Genomic DNA, 17,761 nt, shown 5'->3' on the forward strand with positions numbered 1-17,761 from the left:
TCCGCTCGCACGTCTCGCCATTGGAGGATTGGCATGCGTAGAGCTCTGACCCTGGTCGTCTCCGGCATGGTGGCGGCGTTGCTGGGGATCCTGGCCCTCGGCGGGCTCTCGGCCGCCGCGACCGCCACCGACAAAGAGGCGGCCAACGAGGCCAAGAGTGTTTCGGAAGCGGCCAAGCGTGCCGGAAAGAAGGACCCGTACGCCCCCGTGGTCTACGGCGACAGGTAGGACGGCTCGCCCCGCTGCTGCACTGGGCGGGGCGACTCCACACCGTCCAGCAGGTCCGCGAAGTGCCCACCCGCGGCCTGCCAGGTGAAGCTCGCCGCGTGCTCCCGGGCCTGCGCCCCCATCTCCCGCCGCATTTCGTCCTCGTGCAGAAGAGTGCGCACCTTCGCCAGGTAATCGTCGATGTCATCGGCCAGCAGGCCGGTACGCCCGTCCACGACAGCTTCGGCGACCCCACCCGCTTCCCGGAACGCGACTGTTGGCGTGCCCGCGGAACCCGCCTCGACAATCGTCAGGCCCCAGCCCTCCTTGAGTGACGGGGTCAGGGCGACCCAGGCAGAGGCGAGCAGAGCGGCTTTTTCCTCCTCCGTCACGAAGCCCCGGAAATCCACCCGCTCGGTGATGTCCAGCTCCGCGGCGAGCTCGCGCAGGTGCGACTCCCACCAGCCCTGGCCGGCGACGACCAGCCGCAGCTGAGGCAACTCGTCGGCGAGGGCCGCGACCGCCCGCAACGCCACCTCGACCCGCTTGTGTGGCACCAGCCGATTCAGCGTCACGAGCAGCGGGAACGGTGCCCGCTCGGCGTCGGTGCGGGGCAGCGCCGGGGTGCCGTTGTGCACCACGGCGACCTGCTCCGGCGGTACTCCCAGCACGGCCAGTTCTCTACGGGTGGCCTCGGAGACGGTGACGTATCGGCACCGCCGATAGACGCGCACGGCGAGCGACGACTCGACCCACCAGCCGAACCGGGCGGCCCACTGCGGAAGGACCACCGGCCACTGCTCGCGATGCACGTGGTGGATCAGCTTGACCACCGGGCGCCGTGTCCACAGCGGGGAGAGGAACGGCAACCCGTTGCAGACGTCGACCAGGATGTCGGGCCGGCCGCCCCGGCGGCTCGACATTGGGCCCACGCCCACTGCGCCGGCCAGGTAGCAGAGCGCCGCCCAGAGGTAGACGGTGTGTCTGCCGCCGCGCCGCACCAGCCGGACGCCTGCCTCGTTGACCTCGTCGCCGGGTGCCTCGCTGTGGGCGGCGCAGAAGAGGGTGGCGCGGAAACCGCGCGACACCAACTCGGCAGCGATCCGTTCCACGTACACCTCGGAACCGCCACCCTCGGGGTTACGGGTGTCTCGCCAGTTGAGGAACAGCACGTGTCCGGGCATGCCGAAGCGACGCTCCACGCGAACCCTACTCTCAAGTAATTTAGGGACGCGCGTCACACTAGGGGCTGGGGTGCCGGCCGGCAATGCCCCTATGGGGCAGCGCTGATCGACTGGCGCTACGCGTTGACCGTGGGTGCCGGCGTGACCGTCGGCGCCGCGACTGCCGGTGCGGCCACGTCGACGGCGGGTGTGCCGGACGCCTGCCCGCGCCTGGCCGGTCGCTTTCGACGCTGCGATCCGAGCACCTGCAGGGGCCGCTCGACGCCGTAGTAGCTGACGGTGGCGTACACCAGACCGAAGACCATGGTGAGTGCGAAGGTGTTGAACAGCCCGCCGGTGAAGAGCGGTCGGTCGTCGATCAGGTAGATCAATTCGATGACCAGCGGATGCCAGAGGAACAGTCCGTACGAGACGGTGCCGAGCCATCGGGCGGACTCGGCGCCGAAGACCTCCTTGACCCGCGTCCGCCCACCGAAGGCCACCGGGATCAGGATCAGTGTCGCGATCGCGAGGTACAGGGCCAGCTTGACGGCGAACTCGGCGGCTGTCGGGCCGGCGAGGTCGCGGGGGCCGGCGATGGGCGTCGTCGCGATCGCCATCAGGCCGACCGCCGCTGCCCAGCAGGCAATCGGTGCGGAGGCGAGGTCGTCCAGTACGCGGAAGGCGACGGGCGCGGTCCCGGTGCGCAGGGCGACGTGCGCCGCCGCCAGGGCCATCCCTGCGCTGAACCAGGCGGCGTACGAGGGGAGCCACATGGTGTGCAGGCCGTTGCTGAGCCAGCCGAACCCCAAGAGGGCGAGCCATCCCGCAGTAATCAACAAACCCCCGCAGACGATCACGACGGTTCGGACGGGACGCCATGACCGACCAACAGCGAGCACGGCTACCAGCGGCAGGATCAGGTAGAACGCGACCTCGGTGGCGAGGCTCCAGGTCTGGGTGAGCCCGGAGCGCAACTGGCCCGGCCCGTAGATCTGGGTGAAGGTGAGGTAGCGAATCCAGTCACCGGCGGATGCCGGCTGATTCTGCGGCAGGACGATCAGGCAGACCAGCACCGCCAGCCAGTAGGCCGGCAGGATTCGTAGGGCCCGCCGCCAGAGGTACCGCCCGGCGCGCGGTCGGGCCTGTCCCGTTGCGGCGCTCAGTGCCCACGGTCGGAACAGCAGGAATCCGGAGAGCACGAAGAAGATGGCAACGCCGACGTCGAGCCGGGCCAGCCATCCGCCCCACGTGGTGTTCATGGTGGCGGCGGTCTGAAACCCGACGTGGTGGCCGACGACCGCCACAGCGCCAATTGCTCGCAGCGCGTCGAGGGCGGGGAGTCGGTCGGTTACCGAAGTCTGCGGAACTGTTGGCGCGGCGGCTGTGGACATCTGGACATCCAGGGGGTCGCTTTGAAGGTGACCGGGGAGTAACCTCCCGCCATGTTAAGGATCGGGTGCCCCGGACAACAGGTCGTAGGGCGGCAGGCTACAGGAGGATGAGTGAAGCTTCGCGTGGGCGCCGCGCTCTTCGGGCTCGGTGTTTTGTTGCTGGTCTTCGCGGCTGGGCTGCCGTTCTACGTGGCCCCCTCCGTGACCAAGCTCCCTTATGATCTTGAACCAACGACGTCCGTCGCGGAGGCGAAGAACGCCAAGTTCCTGAAGATCACTCGTGTCGGCGAGTCGGTGAGCATCGAGGTCCTGCAAGGTGACCTCGTCTCCAGCGTCGAGGTCATTCCTCAGCCGGACGACACGAGGGACCGGCTACCCGAGGAACTCAAGGGCGACGCGGTGATCTGGGACGTGTACCAGACGGTCAGGCGTGCCGACACCTCGGATGTGGTCAGCCAGTACAGCACCGAGCTGGCCCTCGACCGGATCTCCGGCGCGGCCGCCCCGTGGAAGGAGCAGTGGCTCAACGAGAGCGGCGCGGAGCAGACTCCGGTCGGCAACGTGAGTTACTCCGGCCAGATCTACAAGTTCCCGTTCGGCACCGACAAGCGGGCCTACCAGGTTTTCGACCGTGACCTGAAGCGGGCCGTCCCGGCCAAGTTCGTCGGCACGGAAAAGATCAAGGGCATCGAGGCGTACCGCTTCGAGCAGCGAATCGAGAACGAGGTGTTGAACACCCCGGAGGCGAGCCTCAAGCCGCTGCTCGGCAGGTTCGCCCCCGGCGCCACCAGCGGTCAGATCGTCTACAGCAACACCCGTACGCTCTGGATCGACCCGGTGACGGGCTCCTACGTGAACGTCCGGGAACAGCAGAACAAGGAGTTGCGCCCCGACACCGGCACCGCCACGGTGCTGCTGGACGCGGACTTCAACTACAACGACGACACTGTCACTCGCAGTGTCGAGACGGTCAAGGACAACCGCTTCAAGATCGGCCTGATCAGTTTCTGGGGCCCGATCGCCGCCGGCGTCCTGGGTCTGATCGCCCTCGTCGTCGGCGTATGGCTGGTGACGCGGACCAACGACGGTGCTGCCCGGCACCGCGCCGACCCGGCTGTGGCACCCGGCACCGACCCGACTCGGACCCGGGTGGACCAGGAACCGGTACGCGACGCGGAGACCGCCGAGCAGCCCAGGACCGAGCCCGCAGGCGGTCCACTGACCGACGAGATCCCGCCGGCGTCGACGAACTGGAAGTCCGAGGACCCGACGGTGCCGACCCAGCGCCCGGCGCACGGCGAGGTGGAGCAGCGCTGACGGGTACGACAGGAAGCACGACCGGGGGGTGGGCCGCGATGCGGTCCACCCCTCAGTCGTGGAGCGGCACCTGCCTCTAATGCCCTGCGCGGCGCACGGCGTACCGCGTGCAGACCCAGTCCTCGCTGTACAGCACATCGCGCCACTGCCCGACGATGTCCCCGCCGTGTGCGGCCATGAGTCGCACCATGTCGGTGTGCGGGACGACAGTCATCTTCATCGGCGCCGGATAGTTGAGCAGGTGGCACTGTGCCCAGCTGATCAGGCGGGACGGCGCCAGATGCCAGACGATGCCCCTGGCCGTATGCCCCCGCTCGGTTGGCAACCCGACGACGGCGGTGCCGCCTGGCCGCAACACGCGCAGGAACTCGGCCAGATAGTGATCGATCGCGGGGCGCGGCAGATGTTGCAACACCAGGGCGCTGTAGACGAGGTCGAAGTGACCGTCGGGAAACTGGCTCAGGTCCGGTGCGTCGTTGAGGACGAACCGGATGTTCTCGGCGCTCCGGTTCAGTCGCCGGGCGGCCTCCAGCATGGTCGGAGCGATGTCCACACCGACGACCTCGTCCGCGTGTGGGGCGAGTGCCTGCGACAGTCGCCCGACGCCGCAGCCGAAGTCGAGCACCCGCTCCCAGCGGGTGGGCAGACCGAGTTGGCGAAGTTGGCCGGTCGTCTCCTCGACGTCGGTACGGCCGGTGGCCAGGAACTCCCCGACGTCCCACCGTCCGCCGCGTTTGCCGGGCTCAACGAGTACGGCCCAGAGTGGATCTTCAGCTCCGAGCTTGGTCCAGTGGCGTCGCACGTCGTTCAGATGCACGCCGAAACCCTAGGACCTCGGGCCGTTCGGTGGGGTCCTGCTGTCTCCGGGATCGCCTGGATGTTCGGACGGGAGGACGAGCCGAACGGCTCTCCGCGACCTGCGTACTTTACATCCGTTATCTAATTGTAATTCGTCGATGCCTCGCCACTCTCCGCTGTCGGGGGGCACGGTTTTGCCGTATTTGTCATATAGAGAGGCTTTTATCCACACAGGTAATTCCACGATTCGTGACGTCGAGCCGCTGTTGGGTCGCCCTCGTGTTGCCGCCGGATGGTCAGGGGGTTGTGAGCCGCGCCGCAACGGGTGCACGATCAGGCTCGATCGTTACCCGCCGGTAACACATGACGGGCCCGGTGCGAGGCCGCCAGTCCGGGACCGGCCACCTGAGGAGGAACCCGTGCAGGATCGGTTTGAGGATCAGGGTCGTACCCGGTGGCGGCGGTTCGCCGCCATGGCGGTCCCCGCCACCGCCGCCGTCGGCGCCATCCTGTTCGGCATGTCGACCGGCGCCATCGCGTCCGACGTCACCGTGTCCGGACAGACGTTCAAGATCGGCGCGGCCCGTCTCGAGGGCGACGGCTTCAAGCAGTACGGCGGCGTCGTCCGCGAGAAGGGTGAGAACGGCAAGACCCACCCGATCGCCGTCGCCGAGATCAGCAGCGCAGAGCTCTACAACCTCTGCCAGTCCGTCCGCTCCGACCTGCCCGGCCTGCCGGTGGTGCTCACCATCAACGCCGGTGAGGGCAAGGAGCCTGCCCGGGCCAAGGACCTGCTGATCGCCATGGACTCGCTCGACGGCAACGCGACGTTCACCAACATCAAGATTGGCCGGGACGCGACGGACCTGAACGCGACGGCGCAGAAGGGTTCGTTCGGCCAGAATTCCGACCACGTCACCATCACGAACCTGCAGCAGGTGTCCCGCTACACCACGGCGGCCACCTTCAACCTGGTCGGCCTCCGGTTGAAGGTCAACGTGGGCGATGACGCCAAGGGCAAGGAGTGCTTCTGAGGTGACTGGGTCCGCGCTGGCCGACCACCGCGGGCCCCGGCCCTGTCCCCGTCCCGCTCCGCCAGGAGGAGTACGTGACAACCGCGAACGCGTCCCACGCCCGGCCCGGCGGTACGGCCCAGGCGTGGCAGACCTTCCGCCGCTGGCAGCGGAGCCGACCGTTCTGGGGTGGTCTCTTCATCGCCCTGGCTGGGGTGGCGATGTTCGCCTCCACCCGGATGACGATCAACGGCCTGAGCTTCCACAGCGGAGCCACCGGTCTGCTCTCGCTTCTGATCCCGGTCATCCTGGTGACCTGCGCCCTGCTGCTCTGGTTGAGCCCGGCGCAGCGGCTGTTCTACTCGGTCGTCGCGGCGGTCACATCGGTCTACTCGCTGATCGGACTCAACCTCGGCGGCTTCTTCGTCGGTCTGCTGCTCGGCATCGTCGGCAGCGCGCTCGCCTTCGCCTGGACCCCGATCCGACCCGCGCCAACCGCTGCTGACCTGTCCGACACCGAACTGCCCGTCGCCGAAAAGGTCGATGCGGATCAGGCGGAGGCGGATCAGCCCCACGCCGAGCAGCGCGGAGTCGAACGGCTCGACACGGAGCGGATCGGAGTCGTGCAGGCCGACGCGGCCGGCGAACCGGTGGACCGCCCGGCGGGCGACGCGACCGACGCGGGCGCACCCCCCGAGTGGCCGGGACGTTCTGCTGATCCTCGGGTGTTCAGAGTCGCACTGCTGGTGCTGGGCCTCGCCGCGACCGGCCTGGCCACCCAGCCCAGAGCGGTGCAGGCCGCACCGACCCGACCCGCCGCGATCGCCTGCCCGACCCCGTCCCGGTCCGGCACGCCGTCGCCCAGCGCCACCACTCCCATCACCAGGACGCCGACCCCGACACCGAGCGCCAGCCCGGAGCGGGACGGCAACATCATCACCGACATCCTGGACGAGATCGGGGACCTGCTCACCGGTGGACGCAGCGAGAAGACCGCGACGCCGTCGGCTACCCCGACCGCCAGCCCGTCGGCGAAGCCGACAGTCAGGCCGACGGCCCATCCCGGGTCCACGGCCTGCCCGTCACCGAACCCGGGCGGGTCAGGCAAGCCCGGGGCCACGACACCCGACAAGCCAGACAAAGCGGAGCCGGGCAAGCCGCTGCCCCGCATCGCGGCCGACCCGAATCTGCCAATGGTGGGCCAGCTGCCGTCCAAGCTCACCGGCTCCAAGGTCACCATGACCGGGCTGCGGTTCGACGGGACCACCGAACTGCGGACCGAGAGGGGCAGCCTCAAGGTGCTGAAGTTCAGCATGCGGGAGGCGGTGACCGACGACTTCCTGCTGGTCGCCGACGGCCCCGACGGGCGCACCCAGCGATACAAGACCGACCGGCTGACCGTCCGCGGTGACGTGGCCTTCTACTCCACCCGGTTCGTCGGCAAGCTGCTCGGCATCAAGCTCACCTTGACCCCGGACCTGCCGTTGCCGGACGGGATCCCGGTCACCCTGCCGATCTCGATCACGTTCACCGACCCGGTGATGGATCTGGCGTACGTCACCAGTGACACGCTGACCGCCCGGCCGTCGTTGGCACTGGCCCTCGGCTGAACGACACCCGCTCCGATGGCTCCCGGTGCTGGCGGTAAGACGAGCCGCCAGCACCGGGAGCTATCAGCGACTCAGAGCCGGGCCAGCGCCCGGCGCAGCGGGTCGAGACCCAGGGCGCCCAGGTCCAACGCCTGCCGGTGGAACTCCCGCAGGTCGAAATCGGCTCCCTTGCGGGCCTTGGCGTCCTCGCGGGCCTGGAGCCAGATCCGCTCACCCACCTTGTACGACGGCGCCTGCCCCGGCCAACCCAGGTAGCGGTTCAGCTCGAAGCGCAGGTTCTCGTCCGGAACCCGGCAGTGCGCCCGCATGAACTCCCAGCCCAGCTCGGGCGTCCACCGCTCGCCCGGGTGGAAACCGAACGGATTGTCCTTCGGGATCTCCAGCTCCAGGTGCATGCCGATGTCCACGATGACCCGTGCCGCGCGCATCGCCTGGCCGTCGAGCATGCCCAGCTTGTCGCCCGGATCCTCCAGGTAGCCCAACTCGTCCATCAGCCGCTCCGAGTAGAGCGCCCAGCCCTCACCGTGCCCGGAGACCCAGCAGAGCAGCCGCTGCCAGCGGTTGAGCAGGTCGGCCCGGACGGCGGTCTGCGCCACCTGGAGATGGTGACCCGGCACGCCCTCGTGGTAGACCGTTGTCACCTCTCGCCAGGTGGAGAAGTCGCTGATGCCCTGCGGCACCGCCCACCACATCCGACCCGGGCGGGAGAAGTCCTCGCTCGGGCCGGTGTAGTAGATGGCACCGTCGCTGGTCGGGGCGAGGCAGCACTCGATGCGGCGGACCTGCTCGGGGATGTCGAAGTGGGTGCCGTGCAGCTCGGTGATCGCCTTGTCGGCCAGCGCCTGCATCCAGTCCCGGAATGCCTCCTTGCCCTGGATGGTCCGGGCCGGGTCGGCGTCCAACCTGGTCACGGCCTCGTCGACGGTGGCGCCGGAGCCGGCGATGCGCCCCGCCACGACCCGCATCTCCGCCTCCAGGCGGGCCAGCTCGGCGAAGCCCCAGGCGTACGTCTCGTCCAGGTCGACCTTGGCGCCGAGGAAGTACTGCGAGGCGAGCTCGTAGCGCTCCCGACCGGCGGCCTGCTTGTCCCGCCCGTGCGGGGCCATCTCGGTACGTAGGAACTGGCCGAACTCGGCGGTCGCCGCGGTCGCCGCCGCCGCACCCCGGCGCAGTTCCGCCCCGAGCGTGCCCTCCGCCCCGAGCCGCTCGACCAACCCGTGGAAGAAGTTGTCACCGGTCGGGTCGACCCAGATGTCGCACTGCTTGGCCACCTCGACCAACTGCACCTTGGAGCTGACCTCACCGGCGGCGAGCGCCTCCCGCAGCGTGGTCTTGTAGCCCTCCAGCGCGGCACCGAAGCCGTTGAGCCGGGCGGCGATGTTGGCCTTCTCGTCGCTGGTCGCGGTGGGCATCAGGTCGAACACCATGCGGATCTCGTGCAGCCCGCTGGTGATCACGCTGACCTCGCTGGTCACCTCACCGGCGTCGTACCTGGCGAGGTCCAGGCCGAGCCGCTCCTGCATGGCCTCCTTGGCGGTTCGTTCCGATTCGTCCTCCGGCTCGGTCACCTCCAGCTCGGCCAGGGTCCGGCGGGTGAGGTCCGCGCGCGCCCCGTAGCCGTCGGGCGAGAGGTCGTCGAGCTGGTCGTCATGGCCGGCGATGCCGACGAAGGTCGCGCCGGTGGGGCTCAACGGCGCCCACTCGGCCACGTAGCGGTTGGCGAGTTCATCAATTCGTCCCACGCTGCGACCCTACGGGACCACCCCACCCCCGTGTCGCCGACGTTTTGTCGTGTTGGAGCTGCGGGTTCGGGCGTGGCGTGACTGCCGAAAGGCGCGCGACATTTGTCGTACGGTTGCGGCAGAGTGTCAGGGGTGAACACCGATACCACTCCTGACAAGGCGCCGGTCCGCGCCTGGCTGCCCGGCTTTGTCGCCCTCGCCGCGATCTGGGGTTCCAGCTTTCTCTTCATCAAGGTCGGGGTGGCCGAGCTGCACCCGGTCCAACTCACCCTCTACCGGGTCGTCGCCGGCGCGTTGACCCTGCTGGTGGTCCTCGCCGTGCTGCGCGACCGGCTGCCCCACGAGCCCCGGGTCTGGGCGCACCTGACCGTCGTCGCCGCCTTCGGCGTGGCCGTGCCGTTCACCCTCTTCGGCTACGGCGAGCAGCGGGTCGAGTCGATGCTGGCCGGCATCTGGAACGCCACCACGCCGTTGATCGTGCTGCCGCTGGCGGTGCTGGTCTTCCGCACCGAGCGGCTCACAGCGCGCCGTGCGGTCGGGCTCGGGTTGGGCTTCGTCGGGGTGCTGGTGGTGCTCGGGGTCTGGGAGGGCATCGGCGGGGCGCACTTCACCGGGCAGCTCATGTGCTTCGGTGCGGCGGCCTGCTACGGGCTGGCCATCCCGTACCAGAAGCGGTTCGTCGCCGACAGCGCGTACTCAGGCCTGTCGCTCTCCACCGCGCAACTGCTGCTCGCGGCCGCGCAGCTGGCCATCGTCGCCCCCTTCGTCGCCGGCCTGCCGCCGCTGCCCACCGAGCTGTCGGCGGGGGTGGTGACAAGTGTGCTCACCCTCGGCGCGCTCGGCACCGGGCTCGCGTTCGTGATCAACATGCGCAACATCCGGCTGGCCGGCGCGAGCACCGCGTCCACTGTCACGTACCTGGTCCCGATCTTCGCGGTGCTGATCGGTGCGCTGGCGCTCGACGAACGCCTCAACTGGCACCAGCCGGTCGGCGCGCTGATTGTGCTGCTCGGGGTCGCTGTCTCGCAGGGGATGTTCAGTCGTCGCCGGAGCAGCCCGGTCATCGGCGTCGGCGCTCCCGCCACACCCGCCGCCGAACCCGCCCGCAGCTGACAGAGCACAGTTTCGGTCAGCCCCGGGGATCAGGTGCGGGTGTGCGTCCAGGCCACCAGTTGCTCCGCCGACCAGGTGTTGATCACGCGGTCGGCGGGGACGCCGCAGAGGGCGGCGCGTTCACAGCCGAACCGTTGCCAGTCGAGTTGGCCGGGCGCGTGCGCGTCGGTGTTGATGGCGAACCGGCAGCCGGCCTCCAGGGCGCGACGGATCAGGCGCTTCGGCGGGTCCTGCCGCTCCGGCCGAGAGTTGATCTCGACGGCGGTGTCGTGCGCGGCGCAGGCGGCGAAGACGGCGTCCGCGTCGAAGTCGCTCTCCGCCCTGGTCCGCGCGCGGTGCCCCCGATCGCCCGGACCGGTCACCCCGGCCGGGCGGGACGACACCATCCGGCCGGTGACGTGCCCGAGGATGTCCAGGTGCGGGTTGGCGACCGCCTTCAGCATGCGCCGGGTCATCTTCGACCGCTCGTCCTTCAGGCCGCTGTGCACCGACCCGACCACCACGTCGAGCCGCGCCAACAGGTCGTCGTCCTGATCCAGGGAACCGTCGGCGAGGATGTCCACCTCGATCCCGGTGAGGATCCGGAAACCCTCGGGCAGCGCCGCGTTCACCTGCGCCACATGGTCGAGCTGCCGGCGCAGCCGCTCCGCGGTCAGCCCCCGGGCCACCGTCAGCCGGGGCGAGTGGTCGGTCAGCACCAGGTACTCGTGGCCCAACTCCACAGCGGCCAACGCCATCTCCTCGATGGGTGAGCCGCCGTCGGACCAGTCCGAGTGGGTGTGACAGTCGCCGCGCAGGGCGGCGCGGAGCGCCGTGGCCTCGGCGTCCAGGTCGCTGCCCTCGGTCGCCACCAGACGGCGGAGGTAGACCGGTTCCTCACCGGCGAGGGACTCCGCCACGCAACGGGCCGTGACGTCACCGACCCCGGCCAGTTCGGTGAGTGTGCCGTTGCCGACCCGTTCGGTCAGCTCTGCCGCAGGCATGCCAGCCAGCGCCTTCGCCGCCGACCGGAACGCGCGTACCCGGTAGGTGGCCTCGTTCGCCCGTTCCAACAGGAAGGCGATCCGGCGCAGGTCGGCGATGGGATCTCTCGCGCGAGTCATGTCAGGGCGCCTTCGGGCAACCGCGCTTGCGTTGCCACGCGGTGACCTCGGTGGCCGGCTCCCGGTTGCCGCCACGCCGCCAGGAGTCCAGGTAACGCGCCGGCCAGATCACCCCGCGCCGGATCCACCAGCCGTCCTTGCCCGCGCACGCCGGCGAGATGCCGAAGTGCACATGACACACGTTGTTCGCGTTGCCCGTACGGCCCACCTTGCCGAGCTGCTGCCCGGCGCGGACCCGTACCCCGGCGTCGATTCCGCCGGTCACGACGCTCAGGTGGGAGCCGTAGTAGCGCACCCCGTCGTCCCCGAGCAGGGCGACCGACAGGCCGCCGTTGTCGGGGCCCTGCGGCCCACGCTTGCGGTACCGGTCCACTCGGCTCACCTCCAGCACCGTCCCGTCGGTCACCGCCACGAACGGCTCGCCGCAGTCGGCGAAGAGGTCCGTCGCCGGGTACGCCCCGTGCGTCGGGTGGTAGTCGACGTTGTCGGCGCGTACCGGAAAGACATGCTTCAGCCCGGTGCGGGGTGCCGCCGTCGACGGCCTGGCCGCCGACGGCGCCGGGGAGCTCGGGTCGGTCGCCGCCGGCGTGGGCGGCTGCGACGCCGGCTGGTCGGCGGTCGCCCAGACCGACTGTGGCGTCGGCGCGGCGCCGTCGGGCACCCCCGGCCGGGTGGTCGCGCAGCCGGCGGCCAGCACCGGGGCGAGCAACAGCAGGATCGGGTACGCCGGACGAGCGCGGCGGCTGATCGTCGGCGAGGACATCCGGTCATCCTGGCAGAGCCGGTACCGTGGGCACGAGCGGCACGCGTGAGGGAGGGCAGCGACGGTGACCATTGCCCGACCCGAACCTGGCCCCGATTTCGGCGCCGCACGCCCGGTTCCGCGTACCCCGTCGGGTCTCTTCCCCTCCGGGCCACCGCCACGGCCCACCTACCGCGAGCCGCACCCGGTCACCGGCGCTGGTGTCGCCGTCGGAGGCGGCGCGGCGGCCGGTTGGCTGCTGCTGTTCGGCCTGCTCGGCACCGACGTGGCCAGCTACGCGTGGTGGACGGTGTTCGCCGGCCTGCTGGCCTGGGCCACCGCCCTGGTGCTGGTGCGCTTCGGTGACCGAGGGGTGGCCACCGGGGTCGCCATCGTCACGGCGGGTGGTTGGAGCATCGCCGCCGCGGTGGTGGCGGTCCGCTGGGCCACCAGTGGTGACTGGCCGCTGTGGTGACCGGCGCGGACGGGCCCCGAAACGGTGCTCGGTGACTGCACCGAGTGCCCGGTTGGCTGCGTAGCGAACGCCGTCTTGACGTGGCCGCCGAGACTCGGCACGCTCGCAACTATGGCCTGGACCACTCCCCGGCAGGATCCCGATCGCAATCGCCGTCGACTGCAGTTGCTGGCCGAGTTGGCGGGCGCCCGGGCGGTCCGCCAGCGCAGCCGACCGCAGCGGCAGCGCACCGAGCGTCTGCGCCAGCTCATCGCCACCCGCCGTCGAGTCGTCGGCTGATCCGACTTTGTCAGGAATGACCCGCCCTTCGGGGCGTTGACGGGTCGCCTGCCGACCCGACCGGCTAACGTGCACGCGTAACGAGTCGACGCTGTGTCGAGGCTATTGGGGGGACCGTGTCGTACTTCGCTGCGGCCGTGGTGCGCGACGACAGTGGCTGGACCGCCGCCGAGGTCAGCCTGCGTGGCGCCACCGACATCGACGAGGTTGCCGACCGGCTGCGTGACGTCGACCTGGAGGCCGACGTGTCGCTGCTCTTCGTCGAGGCCGACGACGCCTACCTGGTGATCCTGCGCCTCGACGAGGGCGAGGACCTGCGGGTCTTCGGTTCGGACTCCGCGTACGCGGAGGAGTCGCAGCTCGGGTCGCTGCTGGTCGGTGACCTGAAGACCTCGGTCACGGGGCTCGACGGCGACGACGAGCCACGCCCGGTGAGCACCGGCGACGAGGAGACCGAGCAGCCCGTCGTCGACCCGGAGGCCGATCCGGTCGGCGACGCCGACCTGCTGGCCAACCTGGGCATCTCCGCGCAGAAGCTGCTGACCCTCTGCACCCACGAGGGGATGATGCCGGCGGACGTCACAGTCGAGATCTGCCAGGTGCTCGGCTGCGCCGACGAGGTCGAGGAGCTGCGTGAGGTCTGAGCCGGCCGACGCCACCGATCCGTCGCTGGAGTCGATCCGACCGGGCCAGCCGACCCCCGGCGCGGTGCGCCGCGCCGGACCCGGCGCGCACGAGGGCCTGGCCGACCTGGGCGAGGTCGGCCGACGACAGCGGCACGAGCTGTGGATGCGCCGTGCCCTGGAGGTGGCCGTCGCCGGTCCACCCGTCGACGACACGGTCAGCACCGACGTCGACGACGTGCCGGTGGGGGCGGTGCTCTACGGGCCGGACGGCACCGAATTGGCCACCGGACGCAACGAGCGCGAGCTGACCGGTGACCCCACCGCCCACGCCGAGGTGCTGGCCCTGCGTCGGGGCGCCGAGCGCACCGGTCGGTGGCGGCTGGACGGCTGCACCCTGGTGGTCACCCTCGAACCGTGCACCATGTGCGCCGGTGCGCTGGTGCTGGCCCGGGTCTCCACAGTCGTGTTCGGTGCCTGGGAGCCCAAGACCGGCGCTGCCGGATCGCTCTGGGACGTGCTGCGCGACCGTCGGCTCAACCACCGTCCCGAGGTCTACGGCGGGGTGCTGGAGGCCGAGACCGCCACCGTCCTGCGCGCGTTCTTCCGCTGAGGCCGGGTCGCCGGTCAGGCCGGCGGCAGGGTGACCGTGACGATCAGACCACCGTCCGGGCGGGGCTGCGCCTCGGCGGTGCCGCCGTGGGCTCGGGCCACCGCGCGGACGATGGACAGCCCCAACCCGAAGCCCCGCGCCCCGACGACCCGCTCACGCGACAGCCGCCGGAAGGGCTGGAACATCGTCTCGACGTCGTAGCCGGGGACGACCGGGCCGGTGTTGGTCACGGTGAGGGTGGGTCGGCCGGAGACCAACCCGGTGCGCACCTCCACCCAGCCGTCGGCGGGCAGATTGTGGCGCAGCGCGTTCTCCACCAGGTTGAACGTGAGCCGCTCCAACAGCACCGGGTCGCCGCTGGTGGGCGCCGGAGCCAGGGCCCGCCGGACCGGCACGCCGGGTATCTGCTTCCCGGCCTGGTCGGTCGTGTGCGTGCAGACCTCGGCCAGGTCGACCGGCGTACGCTCGGTCAGCTCGTTCTCCGAGTCGGCCAGGGTCAGCAGACCGTCGATCAGCCGCTCGTGTCGTTCGTTGACCGCCAGCAGCGACTCGCCCAGTCGCCGGGTCTCCGCCGAGGCGTCCGGGCGGGTGATGGCCAGCTCCACCAGGGCACGGTTGAGCGCCAGCGGCGTACGCAGCTCGTGCGAGGCGTTCGCCACGAACCTGCGCTGCCCGTCGAATGAGCGGTCCAGCCGTTCCAGCATCTCGTCGAAGGTGTCGGCGAGTTCGCGTACCTCGTCGGGAGGGCCGGTGAGCGCGATCCGCTCGTGCAGGCCACGGCCGGCGGTGTCCGCGCCGGCGATCCGGCGGGCCGTGCCGGTGATCTGGAGCAGGGGTTGCAGGGCCCGACCGGCGAGCAGCCAGCCGAACGCGATCGCCACCGTCGACACCACGATCAACGCGATGCCGCCCTGCGTGAGCAGCGACTCCAACGCGTTGCGCTTCGCCTCGTCCTGCACCTCCTGCAACAGGGTGCGCAGGTTGTCGACGTTCTGCCCGCTGGGCGTCACGGGGGAGGTCTTGGGCAGGTCGCGCAGGCTCACCCCGAACGGCTGCGCCATCCGCTGATCCACCAGCACGTACGTGACGGCGAGTAGGACCACGCCGGCCAACAGGAAGAGCCCGCCGTAGATGAGGGTGAGGCGGGCGCGGATCGTGAGACGCTTCATCGGATCTGGTACCCCGCCCCGGGAATCGTCTCGATCACCGGTGGGTCGCCGAGTTTGCGGCGCAACTTCATGACGGTCACCCGGACCACGTTGGTGAACGGGTCGATGTGCTCGTCCCACGCGCGTTCCAGCAGGTCCTCGGCGGAGACCACCGCGCCGTCGGCGCGTAGCAGCTCGGCCAGCACCGCGAACTCCTTGCGGGACAGCGCCACGTGCCGGTCGTCCCGGCGTACCTCGTGGCGGGCCGCGTCGAGTTGGATGCCGGCGCGACGCAGCGTCGGCGGCGCCGCCGGGCGGGACCGGCGGGTCAGCGCGTGCACCCGGGCCGACAGCTCGACCAGGGCGAACGGCTTGGTCAGGTAGTCGTCGGCACCGAGCGCCAACCCCGCCACCCGTTCCCGGACCGCCGCTGACGCGGTCAACATCAGCACCCGGGTCTCCCCGCCCGCGTCCACGATCGCCCGGCACACGTCGTCGCCGTGCACCACCGGCAGGTCCCGGTCCAGGACCACCACTGCGTACTCGTTGACGCCGAGCCGTTCCAACGCGGCGTCCCCGTCGTACGCCACGTCGACGGCGAACGACTCCCGACGCAGCCACTCGGCGATGGCGTCCGCCAGCACGTTCTCGTCCTCGACCACCAGCACTCTCACCCCCCCAATGGTGCTCCGGGTGCCGTAACGGCGGCATAACCGCCGACGGTAACGCCGGGGATACGCCCGCTGCCGTGCACTGGGTGTCACGTTCGGCGAACCGCGCCGGACCTGAGCGGAAGCGGACACCATGCGACGACAGATGCTTGCGATCCCGGTCCTGCTCGCCCTGGCACTGTCCGCGTGCGGCGCGGGAGGCGACGACGGCGGCGGGGTCGCGACCGCCGGCGGGGCGAAGGCCGAGGCCACCGCGAGCGGCACGCCGGCCAGTGACTCGGAGCGACAACTCGCCTTCGCCCGATGCATGCGGGAGAACGGGGTGGACATGCCCGACCCCGAGGCGGGCGGGCGTCCCAACTTCCGGTTCGGTGCGGACGTGGATCAGCAGAAGGTCCAGGCGGCCATGGAGAAGTGCCAGGACAAGCTGCCCAACGGTGGGCAGGGACCGCAGCTCAACCCCGAGCAGGCCGAGCAGATGCGGACGTTGGCCAAGTGCATGCGGGAGAACGGGGTGCCGGACTTCCCGGACCCGGACGCCGACGGGCGGGTCCGCATCGGGACGCAGGGCAATGCGATCAACCTCGGCGACCCGGCCATGAAGGCCGCGATGGAGAAGTGCCGGCAGCACGCGCCGCAGTTCGGGGGTGGCCGGTGACCATCGCCATCCGACGCTCACGGTTGCGCGCCGCCGTCACCGGCGGCGTCGTCCTGCTGGTCGCCGCCGTCGGCGTGGTCGCCGCGGTGGGTTTCGGGGGCGGCGGCACCGACGGGGGCCGGGCCCAGGCCGGCAGCGCGCCTCCCGCCACCGCCACCGTCACCCGGCAGACCCTCGCCGACTCCGAGACCGCTGACGGCGAGCTGGGGTACGGCGCGACGCGTACCGCAACGGCGAAGCTCAACGGCACCGTCACCGGGCTGCCGGCCACCGGGTCGACGGTACGGCGGGGCAAGGCGCTCTACCTGGTCGACAACGAGGAGGTGGTGCTGCTCTACGGCGGGTTGCCCGCGTACCGGACCCTCGCCCCGGGGGTGGAGGGAGCCGATGTCGCGCAGTTCGAACGGAACCTCGGAGCGTTGGGCTACACCGGCTTCACCATCGACGACGAGTACACCGGCGCCACCGCCGACGCGGTCCGGGACTGGCAGGAGGACCTGGGCCTGACCGAAACCGGTCGGGTCGAGCCGGGGCGGATCGTGTACGCCGACCGGGAGGTCCGGGTGGAGAGCCACCAGGTCGACGTCGGTGATCTCACCCACCCCGGCAAGGCGGTGCTGACGTACACCGGCACCAGCCGGGTCGTCACCGTCGAGTTGGACGTGGACGACCAGCGGTTGGCCAAGCGCGACGCGAAGGTCACAGTGCGGCTGCCGGACGGCCGGACGGTGGCGGGCACGGTCAGCACTGTCGAGACGGTCGTCCAGGCCGGCGCGGCCGGTGCCAACGGGCAGGCCGGCGAAGCCGAGACGAAGATCGAGGTGACGGTCGCGGTGACCGACCCGAAGACCCTCGCCGGCTTCGACCAGGCCAGCGCGGACGTCACGTTCACCGTCTCGGAGCGCCGCGACGTGCTCACCGTGCCGGTGGCTGCCCTGTTGGCGCTGGCCGAGGGCGGCTACGGCGTCCAGGTCGCCGATGGCGACGCGAGCCGGGTCCTCGCGGTGACCACCGGGTTGTTCACCGACGGCCGGGTGGAGGTCTCGGCGGCGGGCCTCACCGAGGGCACGACGGTGGTGGTGCCGAGGTGAG

The 17,761-nt window shown here is 70.5% G+C and carries 19 protein-coding genes; 11 read left to right on the plus strand and 8 right to left on the minus strand.

What is annotated here, in order from left to right:
• Positions 1–33 precede the first annotated feature (33 nt).
• Positions 34–228, plus strand: coding sequence for a hypothetical protein (locus tag ACFYPG_RS12485; RefSeq protein ID WP_124858362.1), 195 nt, complete (start codon positions 34–36; stop codon positions 226–228).
• On the opposite strand, the gene ACFYPG_RS12490 is transcribed toward ACFYPG_RS12485, so the two are convergent.
• Positions 213–1,391, minus strand: a complete 1,179-nt coding sequence (locus tag ACFYPG_RS12490; protein WP_387352683.1) for a glycosyltransferase family 4 protein — start codon at positions 1,389–1,391, stop codon at positions 213–215. The genes ACFYPG_RS12485 and ACFYPG_RS12490 overlap by 16 nt on opposite strands.
• Positions 1,392–1,507: 116 nt before the next feature.
• On the minus strand, positions 1,508–2,764 hold the full coding sequence (locus ACFYPG_RS12495; RefSeq protein ID WP_387351893.1) for an acyltransferase family protein: 1,257 nt from the start codon (positions 2,762–2,764) through the stop codon (positions 1,508–1,510).
• A 111-nt stretch (positions 2,765–2,875) separates the two neighbouring features.
• On the opposite strand from ACFYPG_RS12495, the gene ACFYPG_RS12500 reads away from it, so the two are divergent.
• On the plus strand, positions 2,876–4,081 hold the full coding sequence (locus ACFYPG_RS12500) for a DUF3068 domain-containing protein (protein ID WP_387351895.1): 1,206 nt from the start codon (positions 2,876–2,878) through the stop codon (positions 4,079–4,081).
• 76 nt (positions 4,082–4,157) lie between these two features.
• Here ACFYPG_RS12500 and ACFYPG_RS12505 read toward each other — a convergent pair whose 3' ends face one another.
• Positions 4,158–4,898 (minus strand): class I SAM-dependent methyltransferase, encoded by a 741-nt coding sequence (locus ACFYPG_RS12505; RefSeq protein ID WP_387351897.1) that lies wholly within the window; start codon positions 4,896–4,898, stop codon positions 4,158–4,160.
• A gap of 400 nt (positions 4,899–5,298) precedes the next feature.
• Between ACFYPG_RS12505 and ACFYPG_RS12510 the strand changes: the two genes are divergently transcribed.
• Both ACFYPG_RS12510 and ACFYPG_RS12515 read left to right on the plus strand, forming a co-directional pair.
• Positions 5,299–5,913 carry a DUF6230 family protein gene (locus ACFYPG_RS12510; protein ID WP_357204048.1) on the plus strand — a complete coding sequence of 205 codons (615 nt, stop codon included), beginning with the start codon at positions 5,299–5,301 and terminating at the stop codon, positions 5,911–5,913.
• 74 nt (positions 5,914–5,987) lie between these two features.
• A complete protein-coding gene (locus tag ACFYPG_RS12515; protein ID WP_355006061.1) occupies positions 5,988–7,502 on the plus strand; it encodes a DUF6114 domain-containing protein in 1,515 nt (504 codons plus the stop codon).
• A 71-nt stretch (positions 7,503–7,573) separates the two neighbouring features.
• Here ACFYPG_RS12515 and ACFYPG_RS12520 read toward each other — a convergent pair whose 3' ends face one another.
• Positions 7,574–9,244 carry a DUF885 domain-containing protein gene (locus tag ACFYPG_RS12520; RefSeq protein ID WP_387351900.1) on the minus strand — a complete coding sequence of 557 codons (1,671 nt, stop codon included), beginning with the start codon at positions 9,242–9,244 and terminating at the stop codon, positions 7,574–7,576.
• A gap of 132 nt (positions 9,245–9,376) precedes the next feature.
• Between ACFYPG_RS12520 and ACFYPG_RS12525 the strand changes: the two genes are divergently transcribed.
• Positions 9,377–10,357 carry a DMT family transporter gene (locus ACFYPG_RS12525; RefSeq protein ID WP_387351902.1) on the plus strand — a complete coding sequence of 327 codons (981 nt, stop codon included), beginning with the start codon at positions 9,377–9,379 and terminating at the stop codon, positions 10,355–10,357.
• Positions 10,358–10,386: 29 nt separating this feature from the next.
• Here ACFYPG_RS12525 and ACFYPG_RS12530 read toward each other — a convergent pair whose 3' ends face one another.
• Positions 10,387–11,460 (minus strand): PHP domain-containing protein, encoded by a 1,074-nt coding sequence (locus ACFYPG_RS12530; RefSeq protein WP_387351904.1) that lies wholly within the window; start codon positions 11,458–11,460, stop codon positions 10,387–10,389.
• 1 nt (position 11,461) lies between these two features.
• Positions 11,462–12,223, minus strand: a complete 762-nt coding sequence (locus tag ACFYPG_RS12535; protein ID WP_355006058.1) for a peptidoglycan DD-metalloendopeptidase family protein — start codon at positions 12,221–12,223, stop codon at positions 11,462–11,464.
• Positions 12,224–12,287: 64 nt separating this feature from the next.
• Between ACFYPG_RS12535 and ACFYPG_RS12540 the strand changes: the two genes are divergently transcribed.
• The 4 genes from ACFYPG_RS12540 (at position 12,288) to ACFYPG_RS12555 (ending at position 14,192) form a co-directional block, all read left to right on the plus strand.
• A complete protein-coding gene (locus ACFYPG_RS12540; protein ID WP_355006057.1) occupies positions 12,288–12,677 on the plus strand; it encodes a hypothetical protein in 390 nt (129 codons plus the stop codon).
• Between the two features lie 111 nt (positions 12,678–12,788).
• Entirely contained in the window at positions 12,789–12,956 is a 168-nt protein-coding gene (locus tag ACFYPG_RS12545) for a hypothetical protein (protein ID WP_167362451.1), read from the plus strand.
• 116 nt (positions 12,957–13,072) lie between these two features.
• Positions 13,073–13,600, plus strand: coding sequence for a tRNA adenosine deaminase-associated protein (locus tag ACFYPG_RS12550; protein ID WP_355006056.1), 528 nt, complete (start codon positions 13,073–13,075; stop codon positions 13,598–13,600).
• Between the two features lie 145 nt (positions 13,601–13,745).
• Positions 13,746–14,192: a nucleoside deaminase gene (locus tag ACFYPG_RS12555; protein WP_208648837.1), complete on the plus strand. Its 447-nt coding sequence runs from the start codon at positions 13,746–13,748 to the stop codon at positions 14,190–14,192.
• Between the two features lie 14 nt (positions 14,193–14,206).
• Here the strand turns inward: ACFYPG_RS12555 and ACFYPG_RS12560 are convergent, their stop codons facing one another.
• Both ACFYPG_RS12560 and ACFYPG_RS12565 read right to left on the minus strand, forming a co-directional pair.
• Complete coding sequence (locus ACFYPG_RS12560; protein ID WP_355006055.1) at positions 14,207–15,361, minus strand: HAMP domain-containing sensor histidine kinase; 1,155 nt, start codon at positions 15,359–15,361, stop codon at positions 14,207–14,209.
• Entirely contained in the window at positions 15,358–16,014 is a 657-nt protein-coding gene (locus ACFYPG_RS12565) for a response regulator transcription factor (protein WP_355006054.1), read from the minus strand. Before ACFYPG_RS12565 ends, ACFYPG_RS12560 begins: the two co-directional genes overlap by 4 nt.
• Positions 16,015–16,156: 142 nt before the next feature.
• On the opposite strand from ACFYPG_RS12565, the gene ACFYPG_RS12570 reads away from it, so the two are divergent.
• Together ACFYPG_RS12570 and ACFYPG_RS12575 are read left to right on the plus strand one after the other, a co-directional pair.
• A complete protein-coding gene (locus tag ACFYPG_RS12570) occupies positions 16,157–16,669 on the plus strand; it encodes a hypothetical protein (protein WP_355006053.1) in 513 nt (170 codons plus the stop codon).
• Entirely contained in the window at positions 16,666–17,760 is a 1,095-nt protein-coding gene (locus ACFYPG_RS12575; protein ID WP_355006052.1) for a peptidoglycan-binding domain-containing protein, read from the plus strand. The genes ACFYPG_RS12570 and ACFYPG_RS12575 overlap by 4 nt, the downstream gene beginning before the upstream one ends.
• The last annotated feature ends 1 nt before the right edge of the window (position 17,761 follow it).

The sequence above is a fragment of the Micromonospora sp. NPDC005553 genome, from assembly GCF_042871765.1.
Lineage (GTDB): Bacteria > Actinomycetota > Actinomycetes > Mycobacteriales > Micromonosporaceae > Micromonospora.